The sequence below is a fragment of the Streptomyces sp. F63 genome (genome assembly GCF_018070345.1).
Taxonomy (GTDB): domain Bacteria; phylum Actinomycetota; class Actinomycetes; order Streptomycetales; family Streptomycetaceae; genus Streptomyces.
In genome coordinates this window covers 13,250-35,420 of sequence record NZ_JAGPXX010000015.1, presented here as the reverse complement: position 1 = coordinate 35,420, position 22,171 = coordinate 13,250, and the positions used below count along the sequence as shown (strand labels likewise).

General features: G+C 72.6%; 17 protein-coding genes. 1 reads left to right on the top strand and 16 read right to left on the bottom strand.

All coding sequences use genetic code 11. From position 1 onward, the window contains the following. Positions 1–181: 181 nt before the first annotated feature. From KBZ10_RS16930 to KBZ10_RS16905, 6 genes are all read right to left on the bottom strand, one after another. Positions 182–1,405: an FAD/NAD(P)-binding oxidoreductase gene (locus KBZ10_RS16930; RefSeq protein ID WP_210988568.1), complete on the bottom strand. Its 1,224-nt coding sequence runs from the start codon at positions 1,403–1,405 to the stop codon at positions 182–184. A 151-nt stretch (positions 1,406–1,556) separates the two neighbouring features. Next, a complete protein-coding gene (locus tag KBZ10_RS16925) occupies positions 1,557–2,525 on the bottom strand; it encodes an ABC transporter permease (RefSeq protein ID WP_210988491.1) in 969 nt (322 codons plus the stop codon). Between the two features lie 262 nt (positions 2,526–2,787). Then, the gene (locus KBZ10_RS16920; RefSeq protein WP_210988567.1) at positions 2,788–3,756 is read right to left on the bottom strand and encodes an ABC transporter ATP-binding protein; all 969 of its coding nucleotides are present in this window, start codon (positions 3,754–3,756) and stop codon (positions 2,788–2,790) included. A 612-nt stretch (positions 3,757–4,368) separates the two neighbouring features. Further along, positions 4,369–5,754, bottom strand: coding sequence for a sigma-E factor regulatory protein RseB domain-containing protein (locus KBZ10_RS16915; RefSeq protein WP_210988490.1), 1,386 nt, complete (start codon positions 5,752–5,754; stop codon positions 4,369–4,371). 355 nt (positions 5,755–6,109) lie between these two features. After that, entirely contained in the window at positions 6,110–7,120 is a 1,011-nt protein-coding gene (locus tag KBZ10_RS16910; RefSeq protein WP_210988489.1) for a polyprenyl synthetase family protein, read from the bottom strand. Between the two features lie 308 nt (positions 7,121–7,428). Continuing rightward, the gene (locus tag KBZ10_RS16905) at positions 7,429–7,728 is read right to left on the bottom strand and encodes a hypothetical protein (protein ID WP_210988488.1); all 300 of its coding nucleotides are present in this window, start codon (positions 7,726–7,728) and stop codon (positions 7,429–7,431) included. 531 nt (positions 7,729–8,259) lie between these two features. On the opposite strand from KBZ10_RS16905, the gene fahA reads away from it, so the two are divergent. Then, complete coding sequence (fahA, locus tag KBZ10_RS16900; RefSeq protein ID WP_210988487.1) at positions 8,260–9,483, top strand: fumarylacetoacetase; 1,224 nt, start codon at positions 8,260–8,262, stop codon at positions 9,481–9,483. A gap of 66 nt (positions 9,484–9,549) precedes the next feature. Here the strand turns inward: fahA and KBZ10_RS16895 are convergent, their stop codons facing one another. From KBZ10_RS16895 to nuoF, 10 genes are all read right to left on the bottom strand, one after another. After that, entirely contained in the window at positions 9,550–9,729 is a 180-nt protein-coding gene (locus KBZ10_RS16895; protein WP_210988486.1) for a hypothetical protein, read from the bottom strand. 98 nt (positions 9,730–9,827) lie between these two features. Then, the gene (gene nuoN / locus KBZ10_RS16890; RefSeq protein ID WP_210988485.1) at positions 9,828–11,480 is read right to left on the bottom strand and encodes an NADH-quinone oxidoreductase subunit NuoN; all 1,653 of its coding nucleotides are present in this window, start codon (positions 11,478–11,480) and stop codon (positions 9,828–9,830) included. Further along, a complete protein-coding gene (locus tag KBZ10_RS16885; protein WP_210988484.1) occupies positions 11,477–13,120 on the bottom strand; it encodes an NADH-quinone oxidoreductase subunit M in 1,644 nt (547 codons plus the stop codon). Before KBZ10_RS16885 ends, nuoN begins: the two co-directional genes overlap by 4 nt. 2 nt (positions 13,121–13,122) lie before the next feature. Further along, on the bottom strand, positions 13,123–15,063 hold the full coding sequence (gene nuoL / locus KBZ10_RS16880) for an NADH-quinone oxidoreductase subunit L (RefSeq protein ID WP_210988483.1): 1,941 nt from the start codon (positions 15,061–15,063) through the stop codon (positions 13,123–13,125). 12 nt (positions 15,064–15,075) lie between these two features. Continuing rightward, entirely contained in the window at positions 15,076–15,375 is a 300-nt protein-coding gene (gene nuoK, locus KBZ10_RS16875) for an NADH-quinone oxidoreductase subunit NuoK (RefSeq protein ID WP_210988482.1), read from the bottom strand. Further along, a complete protein-coding gene (locus tag KBZ10_RS16870) occupies positions 15,372–16,193 on the bottom strand; it encodes an NADH-quinone oxidoreductase subunit J (protein ID WP_210988481.1) in 822 nt (273 codons plus the stop codon). Before KBZ10_RS16870 ends, nuoK begins: the two co-directional genes overlap by 4 nt. Further along, positions 16,190–16,801 (bottom strand): NADH-quinone oxidoreductase subunit NuoI, encoded by a 612-nt coding sequence (nuoI, locus tag KBZ10_RS16865; protein WP_210988480.1) that lies wholly within the window; start codon positions 16,799–16,801, stop codon positions 16,190–16,192. Before nuoI ends, KBZ10_RS16870 begins: the two co-directional genes overlap by 4 nt. Next, positions 16,791–18,203 carry an NADH-quinone oxidoreductase subunit NuoH gene (gene nuoH / locus KBZ10_RS16860; protein WP_210988479.1) on the bottom strand — a complete coding sequence of 471 codons (1,413 nt, stop codon included), beginning with the start codon at positions 18,201–18,203 and terminating at the stop codon, positions 16,791–16,793. Before nuoH ends, nuoI begins: the two co-directional genes overlap by 11 nt. Next, positions 18,200–20,812 carry an NADH-quinone oxidoreductase subunit G gene (locus KBZ10_RS16855; RefSeq protein ID WP_210988478.1) on the bottom strand — a complete coding sequence of 871 codons (2,613 nt, stop codon included), beginning with the start codon at positions 20,810–20,812 and terminating at the stop codon, positions 18,200–18,202. Before KBZ10_RS16855 ends, nuoH begins: the two co-directional genes overlap by 4 nt. Further along, positions 20,809–22,143, bottom strand: a complete 1,335-nt coding sequence (gene nuoF / locus KBZ10_RS16850; protein WP_210988566.1) for an NADH-quinone oxidoreductase subunit NuoF — start codon at positions 22,141–22,143, stop codon at positions 20,809–20,811. Before nuoF ends, KBZ10_RS16855 begins: the two co-directional genes overlap by 4 nt. Between the last annotated feature and the right edge of the window lie 28 nt (positions 22,144–22,171).

Genomic DNA, 22,171 nt, shown 5'->3' with positions numbered 1-22,171 from the left:
GGTATATTTCCCCCATCTGCGCCCGGTCATGCAGAACATCAGAAAACAGCAGGTCAAGCAGGCAAAACAGGCCAGGCGGCCACAACAGGCCGAGCGGATCGAGCCCATCGGAACGGATCAAGCAAGCCGGACCGGCGGACCGGGGAGACCCCGGACGCCGGCACCCGGACCGCGGCCGCGGTCAGACGCGGCCGGTCATCATGCCGCGCCAGTACACGGCCGGCAGGACGTAGCGCTTGAACACCCACATGTCGCGGCGTTCCTTGAAGGTGTTGACGCCCGGGAAGCTCTTCGCCGGCTTGAGGTCGTAGTCGAACTCGGCCAGCAGCATCTTGTCGCGCGCGGTCACCAGCGGGCACGACGTGTAGCCGTCGTACTTCTTGCCGGCCTCGGCGCCCTTCATGGCGGCGACCATGTGGGCGACCACCACGGGGGACTGCTTGCGCACGGCCGCGCCGGTCTTGGACGTGGGCAGGTTCGCCACATCGCCGAGCGCGAAGATCTCCGGGTGGTCCGGGTTGCGCAGGGTGTGCTTGTCCGCCTTGACGAAGCCGTACGGGCCGTCGGCGAGCGGGCTCTTCTTCACCCAGTCCGGGGCGCTCTGCGGCGGGACCAGGTGCGCCAGGTCGTAGCCGAGGGTCTCCTCGGTGCCGGTCTTCTTGTCGGTGATCGTCAGCTCGCGGCGCGCGCCGTCCACGGCGGTCACCTCGGACTCGTACCGGACCTCGATGCCGTAGCGCTCGACGACCTTCTCCAGCGCCTTGGTCCACACCGGGACCTTGAAGAGCTTGGGGTCGGGAAGCACGAAGACCATGCGGATCTTGTCCAGGACACCCTGCTTCCGCCAGTAGTCGGCGGCCAGGTACGCGATCTTCTGCGGAGCACCACCGCACTTGAGCGGGGTGGCGGGGTGGCTGAAGACCGCGGTGCCGGAGCGCATGCCCTTGATGAGCTCCCAGGTGTAGGGGGCGTACTCGGGCGAGTAGTTGCTGGTCACGCCGTCGTGCCCGATGGCCTCGGCGAGGCCCGGGATCTTGTCCCAGTCGAGCTGCAGACCGGGGGCCATGACCAGGTAGTCGTAGCCGACCAGGCCACCGCCGGCGAGGGACACCGTGCGGGCGTCCGGGTCGACCGCCGCGGCCGCCTCGCGGATCCAGCGCACGCCGTCCGGGATCAGGGACTCCTCGGAGCGCCGGGAGGTCTCCAGTGGAGCCTGCCCGCCGCCGACGAGCGTCCAGAGCGGCTGATACCAGTGGGTACCGGAGGGGTCGAGCACGGCGATGTCACCGACGCCCGCGCGACGGAGCCGGGCGGCGACGCTGATGCCGGCCGTACCGCCGCCGACGATGACCACACGGTGGTGAGCGGAGCCTGTGGGCTCCGTGGAATGGGGGGACAAGTCCAGAACCTCCTTCCGATACCCCTATGGGTATCCATGTCCAGGAGCGTAAACCACCCGCGGTGGGGTTGGCAAATACCGCAGGGGGTATAAGGGGCCGGCACGTCACCCGCCCCATCGCCCCGCCACCCGGAACCGGCGGACGGCTCCCGGGCCGCTACACCGTGATGTCCCGGTTGGAGAAGCGCGCCCACGCTACGGAGCCGCAGACCGCCGCGTACAGGGTCTGAAGTCCCAGGTTCCGCAGCAGCTCCTCCCAGTGGACGGGGGCGCGGAGCAGATCCGCGAAGCTCAGCCAGTAGTGCGGGAAGAGATAGGGGTGCACCACGTCGAGCTGCGGGATGGTGTTGACGATCTGGACGGTGATCAGCAGGCCCACCGTGGCCGCCATCGCCGCGATCCCGCTGTTGGTGAGGGTGGAGACGCACAGGCCCAGCGCCGCGAACCCCGTCAGGGAGACCGCGACGGCGACCGCCACGGCCAGCGCCCGCAGCAGTCCCTCACCGAGGGTGATGGTCGTCCCGGAGATCAGCGTGACCTCGCCGAGCGGGAACAGCAGGGCACCCACCGCGAGCGCCGAGACGGCCACCGTCACCGTCGCCACCAGGCAGAAGGCCAGGACGGCGGTGAACTTGGCGAGCAGCAGCCGGGTCCGGCCGGCCGGTGCCACCAGCAGGTAGCGCAGCGTGCCCGCGCTCGCCTCCCCCGCGATCGCGTCCCCCGCGACGACGCCGACGGCCATCGGGAGGAACAGCGGAAGCGTGGCCGCCAGGGCGGCGAAGACGAGGAAGAGGCCGTTGTTGGTGATCTGCGTGAGGAAGGCCGGGCCTCCCCCGCCGTGACCACCGCCGCCCGGACCGCCGTCACCGGTCTCGATCCGCACCGCGATCCCGATCAGCAGCGGCACGGCGGCCAGCACCCCGAGCAGGGCGAGCGTCCGCCAACGGCGGAAGACCGTCACCAGCTCACTGCGGAAGAGGCCGAGGGCCCACAGCGCGCCCGGACCGGACCGGCGCCGCGCTCCGGCCTCCGCGGCCGGCTCGGGAGACGGCTCGGGGGACGGCTCCGGGAACGGGGCGGGCCCGGCGGACGGGGCGGGCCCGGGCGCCGGGGGCGGGGACGGCATGCGGGCGCGGGACGCCCCCGGGGCCCCGGGGCCGCCGCCGGCCCGCGCCGCCGTGCCGGTGCCCGCCGTGCCGGTCCCCGCCGTGCCGGTCCCCGCCGTGCCGGTCCCCGCCGTGCCGGTCCCCGCCGTGCCGGTCCCCGCCGTGCCGGTCCCCGCCGTGCCGGTCCCCGCCGTGCCGGTCCCCGCCGTGCCGGCGGGCCCGGGCCCTCCGGTACGGCCGGCTCGTTCCGTCCGCCCGCTTCCCCCGTCCCGGCCCGCGCCGTCAGCCCGCGACATCGAATCCCTCCCCGGTCAGTGCCACGAACGCGTCCTCCAGCGACGCCCGTTCGAGCCCGAAGCCCCGGACCCGTACCCCGCCCCGGACGAGCGCGGCGTTGAGATCGGCGAGGTCGAGCGCCCCGGCCGGACCGGGTGCGCCGTTCCGCGGCCGGGGCGGCGATCCGGACGGTGGCTCGCCCGTCACCCTGCCGCCCGCCACCACCAGGTTCGCCACCCCGTGCTCCTTCAGCACCCGGACGGCGTCCGCCGTGTCCGGTGTGGTGACGGACAGCCGGCCGCGCGCCCCGGCCGCCAGGTCGGCCACCGGGCCCTGCACCACCAGCCGGCCCCGGGCCATCACCGCGGCATGGGTGCACACCTGCTCGATCTCGTCCAGGAGATGGGAGGAGAGGAACACCGTGGTGCCGTCCTCCGCCACCTCCCGCACCAGCGCCCGGATCTCCCGCATGCCCTGCGGGTCCAGGCCATTGGTCGGCTCGTCGAGGACGAGCAGCCGGCGCGGCCGCAGCAGCGCCGAGGCCAGGCCGAGGCGCTGCTTCATACCGAGGGAGTAGGCCCGTGCCTTCTTGCTCCCGGCGGCGGCCAGCCCCACCCGCTCCAGGGCCGCGGCGATCCGGGCGTCGCGGGTACGGGGATCGGCGTCCGGGTCGGCGGCGTCCAGCCGCCGGAGGTTGTCCCGGCCGGAGAGGAAGCCGTAGAGGGCCGGGCCCTCGATCAGCGCGCCGACCTGCGGCAGCACCCGGCGCTCGGCGCCGGGCACGGGCGCGCCGAGCACGCGGGCGCTGCCGGAGGTGGGCCGGATCAGGCCCAGAAGCATCCGGATGGTGGTGGTCTTCCCGGAGCCGTTCGGCCCGAGGAAGCCGAAGACCGAGCCGGCGGGCACGGTGAGGTCGAGTCCGTCGACGGCCAACTGCCCGCCGCGGAACCGCTTGGTGAGACCGCGCGTCACGATGACGCTCCCGCCGGCCGCTCCGCTCGCGCCCTCGGGGGTGGCGTGGGCAGCGGCTCCGGTGGTGGTTCCGGTGGTGGTTCCGGTGGTGGTTCCGGCGGCGCTGCTTGCGGCTCCGGTGGCCGCGGGGACGGAACCGGGTGCGGGTGCGGATCCGGTACCGGGAGCCCCGGAGTCACGGGGAACGCCGGGGCCGTGCCCGGCGGCGGCTCGGGTGGCGGCCACCCGGTCGGCGCGACCGGCTACCGCTCCGGCGGCGCTCTCGTTCCCGGGCCCGGCGGTGGACCCGGCGAGGAACCCGGCGGTGGGCTCGGCGGTGGATCCGGCGGTGGGCTCGGAGGCGCCGGATCCGTTCCCCGTCCCGGACGCGTTCCCGGCGTCGTCGCCGGTTCCCGTTCCGGTTTCGCTCCGGGCGGCGGGCGGCTGCTTCATCGTTCTCCTGTCCGGCCGCGGGTGCGGCTGCGTCCGGCGCACGGGCCGGGGGCGTACGGCAAGGGAGGCGTACGGTACCGGCGGCCCCGGCCCGTCGTCCCGTACCCGGCCGGACGGCGCGCTGCCCGCCCGGAACCCGGGCGGGCGGCGCCGGCGGTGCCGGGGGCCGTGCCGTCCTGCTCCCTACTCCGCCTTTTCGGCCTTCTCGGCGGCCTTCACCAGCGTGGCCTGGTCGACCGCGCCCGCGTAGACCCCGCCGTCGTCCGTCAGCAGGACGTTGACCAGCCGGGTGCTGAAGACCCGGCCGGTGCCGAAGTCGCCGCGGACCCGCTCGCCGAAGCTGTCGAGCAGTTGCTGCGCCTCGGCGGGAAGCTCCTCGCCGCCGGGTCCGCGCTTCCCGGCCGGGGCCTGGAGCTGCGCGACGCTCGCCCAGCCCTCGCCGAGGACGTTCAGCCCGGCGGGACCGTGCCGGCCCGTCTCCGCCGGGGCACCGTGCCCGCCATGGGCCCCGCGCTCGCCGTCCCCCCGGTGCCCGGCATGCTCCCCGGCGCGCTCGCTCAGGTCCTCCTCGGTGACCTTCGCGCCCTTCGGCGGCTTGAACGCGAAGGTCTCCGCCGCCGGCTTGCCGAAGTCGACGGACGTGAAGCCCACGTCGATCACGGCCTTGCCGCCGCTCCTGGGCGTCAGCGTGAACTTGAGCGGCACGCCGTTCTCCGCGTCCACCGAGACGCGGACCGCCTCGACCGTGGACTCCCCGGCCTTCGGCGCGATCACGAGCTGGTAGGCGTCGCGCCCGGCGACCTTGGCGGTGCCGTCCACGGTGACCTTCGTCGTCTCGTCGACGGCCTTCAGGGCGTGCTCGGCGAGTTCCCGGGGGGTGGCGTCCGCCAGGCCCTCCGGCAGACCGTGCCCGCCGTCCCGCCCCTTCTCGCCGTCCCCGCCCTGCCCGTGGTGCTCGGCGTGCCGGCCGGCGTCGTGCTCCGGAAGCGTCGCGTGGTACGCGGAGTTGCTGGCCGAGTCGTACGCCCACAGGTCCTCGCCGTTGCGGATGACGCTGTACTCGTCCGCCTCGCCCATGACCGACAGCCGCTGCCTGCCGGGGCCGTCGGCCGCGACCCGCAGCGTGTGCGAGCCGGACGCCAGCTCCATCAGCTTCGCCTGCGGATCGGCGGGCGAGCCCTGCTCGTCACCCCCGCTTCCCGGGCCCGCGGGCCCCCGGTCCCCGTCGGCTCCGTCACCGCCGTCGCCGGACCCCGGCCCGCCGAGACCGCCGCCCCCGGCGCTCATTCCGGGAAGCGCGGGGAGACCGAGATCCGTGGTGATCCTGACGGTGCCGGACAGCTGCTCGGTGTCCGACCCGGCCATGCGCTCGATCAGTTCGGCGGCGGTGATCTCCGGCAGATCGGGGCTGCCCGAGCTGGCGAGGGCCGGTACGAGACCGATGCCCGCCACCGCCACTCCCGCCACCGCGACCGGCACCCCCCAGCGCGCCAGTCCGCGCGCCGGCGCCGCCGGGGCGCCCTCGCCGTCCCATTCGTCGGTGACCTGCGTCGGTCGCTTTCCTGGCATGTGCCTACCTCCGTGGTCGGCGGCGGTTCGCGTACACCTTCGCAAGACCCCGCCGCCCGGACTTCCCGGCATCGGACGGGGCGCTGCCCACCCGGTCCATTGTCTCCCGAGCCCGCCGCGTTCGTATGCCCATCACACCAAAACGCACGGCGCGGGGCGTCAACCGGCGGCATCAACTTCGCGTAGTCCCAGGGGAGGAGACTCCTCCCCCGGCCGTCGCGCTCCGTACCGCCGATGGCGCAGCCACCCGTAGGGGTGCACGGGGGCTCCGCCCGGACCGCCCCGGGCGGACCGCTCCGTCCCGGACTCCGGGGACGACGCGGGGGCTCGGGGGCGCACCGCCCCGCTCGCGGCGTCAGCCCGCCCGGTGCACCACCGCGTCGCACAGGCTCTCCAGCGCCGCCTTCGCCGGGACGTCCGGCAGCGGGGCGAGGGTGGCGCGGGCCTCCTCTGCGTAGCGCACCGTGTCCTGCCGCGCCTGCTCCAGTGCGGGGTGCTCGCGCAGCCGCCGCAGGGCCTCGGTCACCACCGCGTCGTCCGTGAGGTCACCGTCCAGCATCGCGCACAGCTCGCGGTCCTCCGGGCGGCCGTGCCGCTCGGCCGCCGCCCGCAGATGCAGCACCGGCAGGGTGGGGATGCCCTCGCGGAGGTCCGTGCCCGGGGTCTTGCCCGACTCGCTGCTGTCGCTGGCGATGTCGAGGACGTCGTCCGCGAGCTGGAAGGCCGTGCCGAGCCGCTCGCCGTACTGGGTGAGGATGTCCACCACCGGCTCGCCGGCGCCCGCCATCATGGCTCCGAAACGGCCGGCGACGGCGATCAGCGAGCCGGTCTTGCCGGCGATCACGTCGAGGTAGTGGGCGATCGGATCACGCCCGGCGCCCGGTCCCGCGGTCTCCAGGATCTGTCCGGTGACCAGCCGCTCGAACGCCCCGGCCTGGATGCGGACGGCCTCCGGGCCGAGGTCGGCCAGCAGGTGCGAGGCGCGGGCGAAGAGGAAGTCGCCGGTGAGGACGGCCACCGAGTTGTCCCAGTTGGCGTTGGCGCTGGGGACGCCCCGGCGCACATCCGCCTCGTCCATGACGTCGTCGTGGTAGAGGGTGGCGAGATGCGTCAGCTCGACGACGACGGCGGACGGCACGACGCCCGGCGCGTGCGGATCGCCGAACTGCGCGGCGAGCGTCACCAGCAGCGGGCGGAACCGCTTGCCCCCGGCGCGGACGAGGTGCTGCGCGGCCTCGGTGATGAAGGGCACGTCGCTTTTCGTGGCCTCCAGCAGGCCCTCCTCGACAGCCGCCAGCCCGGCCTGGACATCGGCTTCCAGAGCCTGGTCCCGCACGCTCAGCCCGAAGGGCCCGACGACGGTCACGAGGGGTTCTCCTGTCTGCGGACGACTCCGCGGCTCACGCACGACCCGCGGAATGTCGATGTATCGCTGTCACGGCCATCACCATCACGCGCAGCGTATCCGGTCGCCCGACGATCACTGCGGGCGCCCGTTCGCCGGGAGAGACCGCCGGAAGCGTCTTCCCGCAGCGGCTCCCGGCACTCCGCCGCGCCGGACGGCGTCCGGTGTGTTCTTGGTCACGCCGGATGGAATCGCTCGCTCCGCTCCGGCCCGGCGGCCGGGAGGCCCCGCCCGGTCCACGGGGGCCGGGACGCCCACGGCCGGGGCCGTCACCAGCAGTCGGCGGCCACCGCCTTCGCCGGCCGCGGGGAGGCCCACGCCGTACCGCGGACGAAGCGCGTCACCGGCCCGTACGAGAACGCGGCCGGCAGCAGTCCGGTGAAGCAGAGGCCGGGGAGCGAGGAGCGGTAGCCCGCGCGGTCCGGGAGCACCCCGGCCGGCCGCCGGTCCGGCGCGCAGCCCGGGCCCGAGGAAGTCCGTCGCGGCCAGATCCCCGCGATACGCGCCGTGGCCGCGAACTCCTCGATGCCGGCGTACGAGCCGGGGAAGGCGGCGGCGGGCAATGGCACCCCGTGCTCGGCGCAGAGTTCGCGCGGGCCCGTTGGCCGGCCGGCCGGCGCGGCAGCCCCGGGTCCGCCCGGGGGAAGACGAAGTGCTCCGCGAGCGCCCCGGCGTGCTCCGCGATGAGGACCGCCACCTCCTCGCCGGTGGGCACCAAGAGCGCTGGGCGGCCGATCTCCCGGCCCACGCCCAGGAGTTGGCCCGCCAGCCGCTCCGGCTCCTCCCGGCCCGCCGTGCGGCCGGTGAAGGGCCGCCGCAGGCCGGCTCGCCACTCCCCGCCGCCTCGGCCACAGCGGCCGGCGGCCCCCGCTGTTCGTGATCCGCCGGGAAAACCACTCCGGTATGTCCGGCGGCAGCAAGGCTTTTCCGGACATCACACTTTCTACGCCTTGTTTCCGCTCACTTCACAGCCGATCCCCTCCGACTGCGACCGCATCGGCCCGGCCCCCGATCAGCCCCCGAGCCCGGCGCGCCCGCCCCCCGGCCCCGTAATCTGAGGCCGAGCACGATCCAGGCGACATGAAGGCGAGGCAGAGTCCATGCCCCAGCAGGATCCGTTCGATCTCGCGAGACCCGCGGTGAACGACCGCGACGATCTCTACGGTGCGCACAACCTGCCCTACGGCGTCTTCAGCACCCCCGACGAGCCCGGCCGCAGGCGCATCGGCGTCCGCTACGGCGACCGCGTCCTGGACGTGCACACGGCCGCCACCGCCCTCGGCTCCCCGCACGCCGACGTGCTGGCCCATCCCACCCTCAATCCGCTGATGGCCGCCGGACGCCCCACCTGGCGGGCCGTCCGGGCCAGCGTGGCCACCTGGATCGGCTACCCCGCCATCGAGCCGTTCCTGCACCCGCTCACCGAGGTGACGCTCCACCTCCCCTTCGAGGTCGCCGACTACGCCGACTTCTACTCCAGCGAGCACCACGCCGCCAACGTCGGCCGGATCTTCCGGCCGGAGGGGCCCGCGCTGACGCCCAACTGGAAGCACCTGCCGATCGGTTACCACGGCCGGGCGGGCACCGTCGTGGTCTCCGGCACTCCGGTCGTCCGCCCGAACGGCCAGCGCGCGGCGGGGGACAAGCCCGTCTTCGGCCCCACGCAGCGCCTCGACATCGAGGCCGAGGCCGGCTTCGTGGTCGGCGTACCGTCACGGCTGGGCGAGCGGGTGCCGCTCTCCGCCTTCCGCGAGCACGTCTTCGGCGTCTGCCTGCTCAACGACTGGTCCGCCCGGGACATCCAGTCCTGGGAGTACCGCCCCCTCGGGCCGTTCCTCGGCAAGTCCTTCGCCACCTCCGTCTCGGCCTGGATCACCCCGCTGGAGGCTCTGGACGCGGCCCGCGTCGCGCCGCCCCCGCGCGATCCCCGGCCGCTGCCGTACCTCGACGACACGGCGGGGACCGAGCCCGGCGGCTTCGACCTCCGCATCACGGTGGCCGTGAACGGCCACACCGTCGCCGAGCCGCCGTTCTCCGGCATGTACTGGACGGCCGCCCAGCAGCTGGCCCACCTCACGGTGAACGGCGCCTCCCTGCGCACCGGGGACCTCTATGCCTCCGGCACGGTCAGCGGCCCGGAGCCGCACCAGCGGGGCTCCCTGCTGGAGCTCACCTGGAACGGCCGCGACCCGCTCGACCTGCCCGGCGGCAAGCGCACCTACCTGGAGGACGGCGACGAGGTCACCCTCACCGCCTGGGCCCCCGGCCCCGAGAACTCCCGCATCGGCCTCGGCGAGGTCACCGGCCGCATCGTCCCCGCCTGACGCCCGCCCGCTTCCCGGCCCGCCCGGCCCCGGAAGCGGGCGGGCGGGGCCCGCGCGGCGCAGCGGTCAGACCACCACGACCGGGTGCTCGAAGGCGTCCGGCGCCTCCAGCAGACTCCGGATGCCGCCCTCGTCGACGGTCACGACGGGTGCCCGGTGGACGACAGCGGTCGCCGCGACGACCGCGTCGACGGCGTCGTCCGTGCCGGTTTCCCGCAGGGCCCGCGCCGCCGGATCGGATATCACACTCCGCCGCCGGACACGGCGACGGGCCGCCGCCCCTGCTGCCAGGGGCGGCGGCCCACCGCCGTACCGGGGGTGCGGCGCCTGCCGGCCGCGCCGTGTCAGCGCACGAAGACGCCCGCCTGGCCGGCCAGGTCCAGGAAGTACTGCGGCGCGATGCCGAGCACGAGCGTGACGACGACACCGACCGCGATGGCCGCCGAGGTCAGCGCGCTGGGCACGGCGACCGTCGGACCGCCGGCCTGCGGCTCGTTGAAGAACATCAGGACGATGACGCGGATGTAGAAGAACGCGGCGATGGCCGACGCGACCACACCGACCACGACCAGCGCCCCCGCGCCGCCCTCCGCCGCCGCCTTGAAGACCGCGAACTTGCCCGCGAACCCCGAGGTCAGCGGGATGCCCGCGAAGGCCAGCAGGAAAAGCCCGAACACGGCCGCGACCAGGGGCGACCGCCGGCCCAGCCCGACCCACTTCGACAGGTGCGTGGCCTCGCCGCCCGCGTCGCGGACGAGCGTCACCACGGCGAAGGCGCCGACCGTGACGAAGGAATAGGCCAGCAGGTAGAAGAGGACCGAGGAGATGCCGGACGGAGTGGTGGCCACGACACCGGCCAGGATGAACCCGGCGTGGGCGATCGACGAGTACGCCAACAGCCGCTTCACATCGGTCTGGGTGACCGCGACGATCGCGCCCACGGCCATCGTCACGATGACGACGCCCCACATCACCGGCCGCCAGTCCCAGCGCAGCCCCGGCAGCACCACGTACAGGATCCGCAGCAGCGCGCCGAAGGCCGCGACCTTGGTCGCCGCCGCCATGAAACCGGTGACCGGGGTCGGGGCGCCCTGGTAGACGTCCGGGGTCCACATGTGGAACGGGACGGCGCCGACCTTGAACAGCAGGCCCATCAGCACCAGCGCGGCACCGATCAGCAGCAGCGCGTCATTGCCCATGGTGGCGGCCACGGCGGGCTCCACCTGCTGGAGGTCGCCGGAGATCACCTGGGCGATGCCGCCGTAGGTGACGGTGCCCGCGTAGCCGTACAGCAGCGCGATGCCGAAGAGGAGGAACGCCGAGGAGAAGGCGCCGAGCAGGAAGTACTTGACCGCCGCCTCCTGCGACAGCAGCCGCTGCCGGCGGGCCAGCGCGCACAGCACGTACAGCGGCAGCGAGAGGACTTCCAGGGCCACGAACAGCGTCAGCAGGTCGTTGGCCGCCGGGAAGACCAGCATGCCGGTGACCGCGAACAGCAGGATCGGGAAGACCTCGGTGGTGGTGAACCCGGCCTTCACCGCGGCCTGTTCTGCCGTGCCGCCGGGGGTGGCGGCGGCCTGCGCCGCGAAGGAGTCCACCCGCTTGCCGTGCGCCGCCGGGTCCAGCCGCCGCTCCGCGAAGGTGAGGACGGAGACGAGGGCCACCAGCAGCACGGTGCCCTGGAGGAAGAGCGCCGGACCGTCGACCGCCAGGGCCCCCATCGCCGCGACCTGGGCCTTGTCCGTGCCGTGTCCGCCCGCCGCCAGACCGATGACGGAGGCGAAGGCCGCGGCCAGGCCGGCCGAGGTCAGCCCGAACTGGGCGTAGTAGCGGGCCCGGCGCGGGAGGAACGCCTCGATGAGGATTCCGCCGACCGCCGCGACCAGCACGATCAGCACCGGGGCGAGCTGGACGTACTCGATCTCCGGGGCATCGATCTTCAACGGCGCCTCGGCCGAGATCGCCCACAGGCTGTGGACGGATGCCATGGGGCTCACTTCGCGGCCTCCACATCAGGTGACGGAATGTCGACGTCGGGCCGGGGATCCGTCTTCCGGACATCCGACATGGTGTGCTCGACAGCCGGGTTGACGATGTCCGTCAGCGGCTTGGGGAAGACACCGAGGAAGATCAGCAGAGCGATCAGCGGCGTCACGACCACCAGCTCCCGCAGCCGCAGATCGGGCATCTTCAGCACCCCCTCCTTGACCGGCCCGGTCATGGTGCGCTGGTACAGCACCAGGACGTAGAGCGCGGCCAGGACGATGCCGATGGTGGCGATGATCCCGATCACCGGATACCGGCTGAAGGTGCCGACCAGCACCAGGAACTCGCTGACGAACGGGGCGAGTCCGGGCAGCGACAGCGTGGCCAGACCGCCGATCAGGAAGGTGCCGGCCAGCACCGGGGCCACCTTCTGGACCCCGCCGAAGTCGGCGATGAGCCGCGAGCCGCGCCGCGAGATGAGGAAGCCGGCGACGAGCATGAGCACCGCCGTCGAGATCCCGTGGAAGACCATGTAGAGGGTCGCCCCGCTCTGGCCCTGGCTCGTCATGGCGAAGATGCCCAGGATGATGAAGCCGAAGTGGGACACCGAGGCATAGGCGATCAGCCGCTTGATGTCCCGCTGGCCGACCGCCAGCAGCGCCCCGTAGACGATGCTGACCAGGGCCAGCACCAGCACCACCGGCGTCGCCCACTCGCTGGCCTCCGGGAAGAGCCCGAGGCAGAAGCGGAGCATCGCGAAGGTGCCGACCTTGTCCATCACCGCGGTGATCAGCACGGCGACGGGGGCCGTCGACTCGCCCATGGCGTTGGGCAGCCAGGTGTGCAGCGGCCACAGCGGCGCCTTCACCGCGAAGGCGAAGAAGAAGCCGAGGAAGAGCAGCCGCTCGGTGGTGGTCGCCATGGTCAGCTCGCCGGAGGCGCGGGCCTCGGTGATCTGCTGGAGCGAGAAGGTGCCCTCGCCGAGCTGGTCGGCCGTCACGGCGTACAGCCCGACGACCGCGGCGAGCATGATCAGGCCGCCCGCCAGGTTGTAGAGCAGGAACTTGACGGCGGCGTAGGTGCGCTGCTTGGCCGCGTCCTCGTCGCTCAGGGCGTGCGCCCGGTCCCCGAAGCCCCCGATGAGGAAGTACATCGGGATGAGCATGGCCTCGAAGAAGATGTAGAAGAGGAAGACGTCGGTCGCGGCGAAGGAGATGACCACCATCGCCTCGATCATCAGGAGCAGCGCGAAGAAGCCCTGCACCGGCCGCCAGCGCCGGCCGGGCCGGTCGCCGTTCCCCTCGGCCGCCGGGTCGGCGTCGCGCCAGGAGGCGAGGATGATGAAGGGCATCAGCAGCGCGGTGAGCCCGATGAGGGCGGCGCCGATGCCGTCCACGCCCAGCTCGTAGCGGACGCCGAAGTCGGCGATCCAGGCCCGGGACTCGGCCAGTTGGTAGCGGTCGCCGCCCGGGTCGAAGCGGGCCAGCACCACGCCCGCCAGCACCAGGGTGCCCAGCGAGAAGAGCAGCGCCGTCCACTTGGCGGCGGCGCGCTTCGCGGCGGGCACCGCCGCGGTCGCGATCGCTCCCAGTGCCGGCAGCACGGCCGTGGCCGTCAGCAGCGGGAAGCCGTCGTTGACAACAGAAGACATGATCAGACCGCCCTCATCAGCAGGGTCGCGGCGATCAGGACCGCCGTACCGCCGAACATCGAGACCGCGTAGGAGCGGACGAAGCCGTTCTGCATCCGCCGCATCCGGCCGGAGAGCCCGCCGACCGCCGCCGCGGTGCCGTTGACGACCCCGTCCACGCCCTTGTTGTCGACGTAGACCAGACCCCGGGTCAGATACTCGCCGGGCTTGACCAGCACGACGTGGTTGAAGTCGTCCTGGAGCAGATCGCGGCGGGCGGCCCGGGTGAGCAGCGAGCCGCGCGGCGCCGTGGCGGGCACGGGCTTGCGGCCGTACTGCAGCCAGGCCACGAGCACACCGAGCAGCAGGACGGCGACGGTCGCGCCGGTCACGGCCGCCGCGCTCAGCGGGGAGTGGCCGTGGTCGTGTCCGGTGACCGGCTCCAGCCAGTGCAGGAAGGAGCTGTTCCAGCTGAACAGCCCGCCCGCGAAGACCGATCCGAAGGCCAGCACGATCATGGGGATCGTCATGGACCTGGGCGACTCGTGCGGGTGCGGCATCGTGTGGTCGCCGGCCGTCTCCGCGGCGGGTTCCACGTCCGGCGCGGCCGGGGAGGGCGTCGGGGCCCAGCGCTTCTCGCCGAAGAAGGTGAGCAGCATGACCCGGGTCATGTAGTACGCGGTGATCGCGGCGCCCAGCAGGGCGACGCCGCCCAGGATCCAGCCCTCGGTGCCGCCCTTGGCGAAGGCCGCCTCGATGATCTTGTCCTTGGACCAGAAGCCGGACAGGCCGGGGAAGCCGATGATCGCCAGATAGCCGAGGCCGAAGGTGACGAAGGTGACCGGCATGTACTTCCGCAAGGCCCCGTACTTCCGCATGTCGACCTCGTCGTTCATGCCGTGCATGACCGAACCGGCGCCGAGGAAGAGCCCGGCCTTGAAGAAGCCGTGGGTGACCAGGTGCATGATCGCGAAGACGTAGCCGATGGGCCCGAGCCCGGCGGCCAGCACCATGTAGCCGATCTGCGACATCGTCGAGCCGGCCAGTGCCTTCTTGATGTCGTCCTTCGCGCTACCGACGATCGCACCGAACAGCAGCGTGACGGCGCCGACGATGGCGACGACGAGCTGCGCGTCCGGCGAGCCGTTGAAGATGGCGCCGGAGCGGACGATGAGGTAGACGCCGGCGGTGACCATGGTGGCGGCGTGGATGAGGGCCGAGACCGGGGTCGGGCCCTCCATCGCGTCACCCAGCCAGGACTGCAGCGGCACCTGGGCCGACTTGCCGCAGGCGGCCAGCAGCAGCATCAGGCCGATGGCCGTCAGCATGCCCTCGGAGGTCTCGCCCGCCGAGGCCAGCACCGGCTCGAAGGCGAAGGTGCCGAAGGTCGTGAACATCAGCATGATGGCGATCGACAGGCCGACGTCGCCGACGCGGTTGACGATGAACGCCTTCTTCGCGGCGGTGGCCGCGCTGGGCTTGTGCTGCCAGAAGCCGATCAGCAGGTAGGACGCCAGGCCGACGCCCTCCCAGCCCGCGTACAGCAGCAGGTAGTTGTCGGCCAGGACCAGCAGCAGCATCGCCGCCAGGAACAGGTTGAGATAGCCGAAGAATCGGCGGCGCCGCTCGTCGTGCTCCATGTAGCCGATCGAATAGATGTGGATCAGCGAACCCACACCGGTGATCAGCAGCACGAAGGTCATCGACAGCTGGTCCAGCTGGAAGGCGACATCCGCCTGGAAGCCCTCCACAGGCACCCAGCTGAACAGGCTCTGGTGCAGGGCACGGTCCTCGCCGTCCCGGCCCAGCATGTCGGCGAAGAGCACCGCGCCGACGACGAAGGAGGCCACCGCGAGCGCCGTGCCGATCCAGTGCCCGGCGCGGTCCAGCCGCCGGCCGCCGCTGAGCAGCACGGCCGCGCCGAGCAGCGGCGCCGCGACGAGCAATCCGATGAGGTTCTCCACTTCTTCGACCCCTTACAGCTTCATCAGAGAGGCGTCATCGACCGAGGCCGAGTGGCGGGTACGGAAGAGCATCACGATGATCGCCAGACCCACCACGACCTCCGCGGCGGCGACGACCATCGTGAAGAAGGCGATGATCTGCCCGTCGAGGTTGCCGTGCATCCGGGAGAAGGCGACCAGCGTCAGGTTGCTCGCGTTGAGCATCAGCTCCACGCACATGAACACGACGATCGCGTTGCGCCGGAGGAGCACTCCGGCGGCGCCGATGGTGAACAGCAGCGCTGCGAGATAGACGTAGTTCACCGGGTTCACTTGCCGGCCTCCTCGGATGTGGCGTCCCGGCGTTCCAGCCGCACCTCGGAGCGCTGCTCCAGGGCGGCCAGATCGGCCAGCGCGGTACCGGACACGTCCCGGATCTGGCCGCGGGCGCGCAGCGTCGGGTTGACGGTGAGCTCCGAGGGCGTGCCGTCGGGCAGCAGGCCGGGGATGTCCACGGCGTTGTGCCGGGCGTACACGCCGGGCGCGGGCAGCGGCGGGACGTGCTTCCCCTCGCGGACCCGGCGCTGGGCGAGTTCGCGCTGGCTGGGCATGCGCTCGGTGCGCTCGCGGTGGGTGAGGACCATGGCGCCGACGGCGGCGGTGATCAGCAGGGCGCCGGTGATCTCGAAGGCGAAGACGTACTGGGTGAAGATGGTCTCCGCCAGCCCCTGGACGTTCCCGCCGGAGTTGGCCGCCCCGAGTCCGGCGAAGGTGGTCAGCGAGGCGTTGCCGATGCCGGCGATCAGCAGGATGCCGAAGCCGAGGCCGGTGAGGGCGGCCAGCCAGCGCTGGCCCTTCAGGGTCTCCTTGAGCGAGTCGGCGGCGGTGACACCGACGAGCATCACCACGAACAGGAACAGCATCATGATCGCGCCGGTGTAGACGACGATCTGGACGACGCCCAGGAAGTAGGCGCCGTTGGCCAGATAGAACACCGCGAGGATGATCATGGTTCCGGCGAGGCAGAGCGCGGAGTGGATCGCCCGGCGCAGCAGGATCGTGCCGAGCGCCCCGAGGACGGCCACGGTGCCCAGGACCCAGAACTGGACGGCCTCCCCGGTGGAGGTGGTGTAGGCGGCGAACGTGTTCATCGTTCGACCACCTTCTCCGAGGCGGGCTCGCCCGGGCCGAAGTCGGAGGCCGCGTCCTGCGGCATCTCGCCCTTGGAGACGGCCGGCTGCCGGACGGTCCCGGGGGCGGCCTCGGTGACCAGGCCCCGGTAGTAGTCCTGCTCGGTCATCCCCGGGAAGATCGCGTGCGGCGAGTCGACCATGCCCTCCTTCAGCCCCGCGAGCAGCTCCTCCTTGGTGTAGATGAGCGATTCGCGGGTGCGGTCGGCGAGTTCGTACTCGTTGGTCATGGTGAGTGCCCGGGTGGGGCACGCCTCGACGCAGAGGCCGCAGAGGATGCAGCGCAGATAGTTGATCTGGTAGACGCGGCCGTAGCGCTCGCCCGGCGAGTAGCGCTCCTCGTCGGTGTTGTCGGCCCCCTCGACGTAGATGGCGTCGGCGGGGCAGGCCCAGGCGCAGAGTTCGCAGCCGACGCACTTCTCCAGCCCGTCCGGGTGCCGGTTGAGCTGGTGCCGGCCGTGGAACCGGGGCGCCGTCGGCTTCTTCTCCTCCGGGTACTGCTCGGTCAGCCGCTTCTTGAACATGGCCTTGAAGGTCACGCCGAAGCCGGCCACGGGGTTATCGGGCATTGTCGGCCTCCTCTCCGTTGGTCGTCGCGTCGGAACCGGCGGCGACGGTCACGGGCGGCTGCTCGTGACGGGGACGCCGGCGCGGAACCGGGGGCAGGGTCTGCCCCGGCATCGGCGGCACGGGGTAGCCGCCTGCCATCGGGTCGAACTCGCCCCCGCCGCCCGCGCCGTCCGCGCCGGTGCCGTCCGGCTGCTCCTGCCTGCCGCGGAAGAGGTCCGCGACGAAGGACAGCAGCAGGACGACGAGCACGGCGCCGATCACGTAGAACGCGATCTCCTGGAAGTCGTAGTTCTCGTTCCGCAGGGCCCGGACGGTGGCGACCATCATCAGCCAGACCATCGCGACCGGGATGAGGACCTTCCAGCCGAGCTTCATCAGCTGGTCGTAGCGGACCCGGGGGAGGGTGCCGCGCAGCCAGATGAAGCCGAACAGCAGGAGGTTGACCTTGATGACGAACCAGAGCATCGGCCACCAGCCGTGGTTCGCGCCCTCCCAGAAGGTGCTGACCGGCCAGGGGGCGCGCCAGCCGCCGAGGAAGAGGGTGACCGCCACCGCCGAGACGGTGACCATGTTGATGTACTCGGCGAGCATGAACATCGCGAACTTGATCGACGAGTACTCGGTGTTGAAGCCGCCGACGAGGTCGCCCTCGGACTCGGGCATGTCGAACGGCGCCCGGTTGACCTCACCGACCATCGACACCATGTAGATGAGGAAGGACACCGGCAGCAGGATCGCGAACCAGCGGTCCTCCTGCGCGTCCACGATGGCCGAGGTGGACATCGAGCCGGAGTAGAGGAAGACAGCCGCGAAGGACAGGCCCATCGCGATCTCGTAGGAGATCACCTGGGCGACCGAGCGCATGCCGCCGAGCAGCGGGTACGTCGAGCCGGAGGACCAGCCGGCGAGCACGATGCCGTAGATGCCGACGGAGGCGACCGCCAGGATGTACAGCACGGCGATCGGCAGGTCGGTGAGCTGCAGCGCGGTGCGCTCCCCGAAGATCGACACCTCGTTGCCGGGCGGGCCGAACGGGATCACCGCGATCGCCATGAAGGCGGGGACCGCCGCGACGATCGGTGCCAGGACGTAGACGAGCTTGTCGGCCCGCTTGACGATGATGTCTTCCTTGAACATCAGCTTGGCGCCGTCGGCGAGCGACTGCAGCAGCCCCCAGGGGCCGTGCCGGTTGGGGCCGATGCGCAACTGCATCCAGGCGACGACCTTGCGCTCCCACACGATGGAGAACAGCACGGTCAGCAGCACGAACGCGAAGCAGAACACCGCCTTGATCGCGACGAGCCACCAGGGGTCGCCGCCGAACACCGACAGGTCCTCGGCCGCGAGGTGCAGGGCCCGGCCGGGCTCCGCTGCCTCGGCCCACAGCGGGGCGGAACTCATGAGCGCACCTCCTCGGCTTCGGTGCCCGCCGCGGCGCCGGCCGCGGAGAGCCGGACGAGCTCCCCGGGGCGGGCCCCGGTGTCGGACAGGACGCCGCCGCCGACGGAGTTCAGCGGCAGCCAGACGACGCGGTCGGGCATCTCGGTGATCCGCAGCGGCAGTTCGACCGAGCCGGCCGGGCCGGAGACCCGCAGCGGCTCGCCCCCGGCGATCCCGGCCTCGGCGGCCGTGGCCGCGGAGAGCCGGGCGACCGCTTCGTGCCGGGTACCGGCCAGTGCCTCGTCGCCGACCTGCAGGACGCCCTGGTCGAGCAGGAGCCGGTGGCCGGCGAGGACGGCCTCGCCCGCGGACGGGCGGGCCGCGGACCGGGCGGTGCCGCCCGCCGGGCCGCCGTAGTCGGAGTCGCCGGGCCCGGCGGGCACGGCGCCGGCCCAGCCGCCGAGCCGGTCCATCTCCCGGCGGACGGCGAGCAGATCGGGCAGGGCCAGCCGGGCGGCGGACCGCTCGGCGCCGCGCTCGCCGTCACCGGCACGGAGATCGGCGAGGGCGTCCGCCAGCATGTGCAGCACGCGGCTGTCGGAGACGACGTGACGGCGGGTCATCTGGTCGGGCTTGATGGCCGCCTCGAACATGCGGGCCCGGCCCTCCCAGTTGAGGAAGGTGCCGGCCTTCTCGGCGACGGCGGCGACCGGCAGGACCACATCGGCCCGTTCCGTGACCTCCGAGGGCCGCAGCTCCAGGCTGACCAGGAAGCCCACCTCGTCCAGGGCCCGCCGCGCCCGCGCCGGGTCCGGGAGGTCCGCGACCTCCACGCCGCCGACGATCAGCGCGGCCAGTTCGCCGGTGGCCGCCGCCTCGATCATCTCGCCGGTGTCCCGGCCGAGGCGGTGCGGCAGTTCCGCGGCGGAGACGCCCCAGGCGGCCGCGGTCTCCTCGCGGGCGCGCGGGTCCGTGGCCGGGCGGCCGCCGGGCAGCAGCCCGGGCAGGGCGCCGGCCTCGATCGCGCCCCGCTCCCCCGCCCGGCGCGGAATCCACACCAGCCGGGCCCCGGTGGCGGTCGCCGCCCGTACGGCCGCCGACAGCGCGCCGGGGGAGGCGGCCAGCCGTTCACCGACGACGATGACGGCGCCCTCGGCGCGCAGCGCGTCGGCGGCGGCCTCGCCGTCCGCGTCCAGGCCGATCCGCCCGGCGAGGGCGTCCAGCCACTCCGCCTCGGTGCCCGGCGCGGCCGGCAGCAGGACACCGCCGGCCTTGACCAGGCCCGGGGTGGCCCAGGGCGCGAGGGAGAAGGTCTTCTGGCCGTGCTTGCGCATGGCCTTGCGGAGCCGCAGGAAGACGCCGGGGGCCTCCTCCTCGGACTCGAAGCCCGCCAGCAGGACGGCGGGCGCCTTCTCCAGCGCGGTGTACGTGACACCCGTGCCGTCGAGGTCCGTGCCGCGTCCGGCGACCCGGGAGGCCAGGAAGTCGGCCTCCTCGGCGCTGTGGACCCGGGCGCGGAAGTCGATGTCGTTGGTGTCGAGGGCGATCCGCGCGAACTTGGCGTAGGCGTAGGCGTCCTCGGCCGTGACACGGCCGCCGGTCAGCACACCGGTGCGGCCGCGGGCGGCGGAGAGCCCGCGGGCCGCCGCCTCCAGGGCCGCCGGCCAGCTCGCCGGCTCCAGTTCACCGCTCTCGGCGCTGCGCACCAGCGGGGTGGTGAGCCGCTCCGGCCGCTGGGCGTAGCGGAAGGCGAAGCGGCCCTTGTCGCACAGCCACTCCTCGTTGACCTCCGGGTCGTGGCCCGCGAGGCGCCGCATGACCTTGCCGCGCCGGTGGTCGGTGCGGGTCGCGCAGCCGCCCGCGCAGTGCTCGCAGACGCTCGGTGAGGAGACCAGGTCGAAGGGGCGGGAGCGGAACCGGTACGCGGCGGAGGTGAGCGCGCCGACCGGGCAGATCTGGATGGTGTTGCCGGAGAAGTACGACTGGAACGGGACGTCCTCACCGGTGCCGATCTGCTGCAGCGCGCCGCGCTCCAGCAGCTCGATCATCGGGTCGCCGGCGATCTCCTTGGAGAAACGGGTGCAGCGGGCGCAGAGCACGCAGCGCTCGCGGTCCAGCAGCACCTGGGTGGAGATCGGGACGGGCTTGTCGTACGTCCGCTTCTGCCCGTCGAAGCGGGTGTCGGCCTGGCCGGTGCTCATCGCCTGGTTCTGCAGCGGGCACTCGCCGCCCTTGTCGCAGACCGGGCAGTCCAGCGGGTGGTTGATGAGGAGGAACTCCATCATCCCGCGCTGGCTCTTCTCGGCCACGGGCGAGGTGAGTTGAGTCCTCACCACCATTCCGTCCGTACACGTGATCGTGCAGGAGGCCATGGGCTTGCGCTGGCCCTCGACCTCGACCAGGCACTGGCGGCAGGCACCGACCGGATCGAGGAGGGGGTGGTCGCAGAACCGCGGGATCTCGATGCCCAGTTCCTCGGCGGCGCGGATGACGAGCGTTCCCTTGCGGACGCTGGTCGTGATGCCGTCGATGGTGAGCGTGACGAGGTCCTCCGGCGGCACGGCCGCCTCACCGCTCCCGGAGGACCCCGCGGCGGAGCCGCTGTTGGACGCTGCGGCGGTGACGGTCATGCGTTCACCTCCAGGTGAGAGGTCGTGGGCCCGTCGGCCCAGAGGGTGGACCGGGCCGGGTCGAAGGGGCAGCCCCGGCCGGTGATGTGCTGCTCGTACTCCGCGCGGAAGTACTGCAGCGAGGAGAAGATCGGGCTGGCGGCACCGTCCCCGAGAGCGCAGAACGCCTTGCCGTTGATGTTGTCGGCGATGTCGTTCAGCTTGTCGAGGTCGGACATCTTCCCCTTGCCGGCCTCGATGTCCCGCATGAGCTGGACGAGCCAGTACGTGCCCTCGCGGCAGGGGGTGCACTTGCCGCAGGACTCGTGGGCGTAGAACTCGGTCCAGCGGGTGACGGCGCGGACCACGCAGGTGGTCTCGTCGAAGCACTGGAGCGCCTTGGTGCCGAGCATGGAGCCGGCGGCGCCGACGCCCTCGTAGTCGAGGGGGACGTCGAGGTGCTCGTCGGTGAGGAGCGGGGTGGAGGAGCCGCCGGGGGTCCAGAACTTCAGCCGGTGCCCGGGGCGCATCCCGCCGCTCATGTCGAGGAGCTGGCGCAGGGTGATGCCGAGCGGGGCCTCGTACTGACCGGGGCGGGCCACGTGCCCGGACAGCGAGTAGAGCGTGAAGCCCGGGGACTTCTCGCTGCCCATCGAGCGGAACCACTCCTTGCCGCGGGCGAAGATCGCGGGCACGGAGGCGATGGACTCGACGTTGTTCACCACGGTGGGGCAGGCGTAGAGGCCGGCGACCGCGGGGAACGGCGGCCGCAGCCGGGGCTGGCCGCGGCGGCCCTCCAGGGAGTCCAGCAGCGCCGTCTCCTCGCCGCAGATGTACGCGCCGGCGCCGGCGTGCACGGTGATGTCGAGGTTCTTGCCGCTGCCGAGGGCGTCGGGGCCGAGGATGCCCGCCGCGTACGCCTCGCGCACCGCCTCGTGCAGCCGGCGCAGGACGGGGACCGTCTCGCCGCGCAGATAGATGAAGGCGTGGCTGGAGCGGATCGCATGGCAGGCGATCACGATGCCCTCGATGAGGGAGTGCGGATTGGCGAAGAGGAGCGGGATGTCCTTGCAGGTGCCGGGCTCCGACTCGTCGGCGTTGACGACGAGGTAGTGCGGCTTGCCGTCGCCCTGCGGGATGAACTGCCACTTCATGCCGGTGGGGAAGCCGGCGCCGCCGCGGCCGCGGAGGCCGGCCTCCTTGACGTAGGCGATGACGTCGTCGGGGTCCATGGCGAGGGCCTTGCGCAGCCCCTGGTAGCCGTCGTGGCGGCGGTAGGTCTCCAGCGTCCAGGACTCGGGCTCGTCCCAGAAGGCGGAGAGCACCGGGGAGAGGAGTTTCTCGTGGCCCATCCCGGCTCCGTTCCCGTTCCCGTTGCCG